Source organism: Flavonifractor sp. An9, from assembly GCF_002161245.1.
GTDB classification, from domain to species: Bacteria; Bacillota; Clostridia; order Oscillospirales; family Oscillospiraceae; genus Flavonifractor; species Flavonifractor avicola.
On record NZ_NFHC01000055.1, the window covers coordinates 1 to 1,207 of the forward strand.

A 1,207-nucleotide genomic window follows, 5' to 3' on the forward strand; every position below is an offset into this window, starting at 1 on the left:
TTTCTGGAGGCGACGGATCGGGACCCGATTTGGCGGGACTTCTTCTACACGGAACTCACCACCGGTCTGCGGCTGGGTGAGATCTGTGGCCTCATGTGGAGCGACTTCGATGGGCGAAAGGGCACCCTCAGCATTTCCCGTACACTGCGTAAAGAAAAAGGCGGACGGCTGGTGGCCGGGGACACCAAGACCTACGCCGGGACCCGGACCATCCTCCTGCCCACCAGCACGGCGGAGCGGCTGCGGCTGCGAAAAAAGACTTCCTACTCCCCTTGGATCTTCCATGACCCACTTCGCCCGGAAACCCTGCTGAACCCCGGCACCGCATACCGCCAGCTGAAAAAGGTCCTGCAGGAGACCGGACTGCCTGAACTTAGATTTCACGATTTAAGGCACACCTTCGCCACCCACGCTCTGGCCAGCGGAGTGGATGCCAAGACCCTATCCGGCATCCTGGGCCACACCAAAGCCAGCTTCACCCTGGACACCTACACCCACACCACCGGGGATATGCAGAGGCGGGCGGCGGAAATCGTGGGCGGCTTCCTGACCGACTACTTAGGAGAGGAGATGGCCCCGTGGCAAAACGCAGAAAACACGGCGACGGCAGCGTCCGTCTGAGAAAGGACGGCCGGTGGGAGGGCCGAGTGGTCATCGGCTATGACGAAAAGGGCCTGCCCAAAACCAAAAATGTCCTTGCTAAGACAAAAACAGAATGTGTGGCAAAGCTGAAGGCCCTGCGGGAGAGACTGGAGACTCCCGCCCCTGAAGTTCCAAAAGCAGGGCTTTCCCTGGGTGCTTGGCTGGATCATTGGTACCAGGACTACAAGAAAGCGAGTCTCCGTCCTAACACCCAGATGTCCTATGAACGGCGGATCTACCAACACATCATCCCCGCCTTGGGCGGTATCCAGCTGGACAAGCTGACCACCGGGGACATCCAGCAGTTCTATACCCATCTTAGGCAGAATGGCAGATTGCTGCGCACAGAACTCTATGGAGAGGGTCTCTCCGACCAGACCATCCGGGGCATCCACACCACCCTCCACGCCGCACTGGACAAGGCAGTGGAGGAGAAACTGATCTTCCGCAACCCGGCGGACAGCTGTAAACTTCCGCCTGTCAAGGGCAGAGAAATGAAGGTTCTGACTCCGGAGGAGATCCAGCGGCTGCTGATCCAGGCCAGGGAGGACGGCTGCTACGAGCT

General features: G+C 59.5%; 2 protein-coding genes. Both read left to right on the forward strand.

Annotated elements, in window-relative coordinates; all coding sequences use genetic code 11:
- Positions 1 to 621: site-specific integrase (locus B5G40_RS16540; RefSeq protein WP_143383454.1), on the forward strand; the 621-nt coding region annotated here is incomplete at its 5' end.
- Positions 579 to 1,207: site-specific integrase (locus B5G40_RS16545; RefSeq protein WP_143383455.1), on the forward strand; the 629-nt coding region annotated here is incomplete at its 3' end. The genes B5G40_RS16540 and B5G40_RS16545, both read left to right, overlap by 43 nt.